The sequence below is a fragment of the Vibrio sp. 1069 genome (genome assembly GCF_033340555.1).
Map to the genome: position 1 here is coordinate 1 of NZ_JAWOWP010000880.1, position 534 is coordinate 534.

Sequence of the window (534 nt, forward strand, 5' to 3'; positions counted from 1 at the left end):
TGTAGATCAGGATGCACCGCAATTCGTATCACTCGTGAAGTAATAAGCCTGCCTACCTTTACCAAACCAAGTTGATTGATGATGGTGATTGGCGTCAAATGCCCTTTAGGACGACGTTGACCAAGTTGAATAGCTTCAATTAACTCGTCATCAAGACCACCCTCCTCAACCGTGAGAATGACTCCGATGATATTTTGTTTATCCATCGCGAGATAAACGGAGCTGTTGTCATCTCGCAGTAAATGGAGCAAATCATTCGGTGAGGTTTGATAATGAGCATTAACCAGTAAAGCAAAGCATTCGCGTAGTAAGTTGGGTTGGTGAACCAGCGCTTGCTTGTCCACTTTGTTCAACGATACGTTCGCCATGCCTTCAATGGATTGCGGCGATAATTCCGCGTTCAAGATAAAAGCGTCATACAACCACGTTTCTAACTTATCATCTACGCTCCAACGAATTGGCTGCTGCATGTGATACGTCTTCATGCCAGGTCGTTGTTGTTGCAACCATTCAATGAACTTCAACGTGAAGCCA

The 534-nt window shown here is 44.6% G+C and carries 1 protein-coding gene; it reads right to left on the reverse strand.

The features are described 5' to 3' along the window. Window positions 1-534, reverse strand: a 534-nt coding sequence (locus R7040_RS29595) for a GNAT family N-acetyltransferase (RefSeq protein ID WP_318098067.1), incomplete at both ends; no start/stop codon positions are given.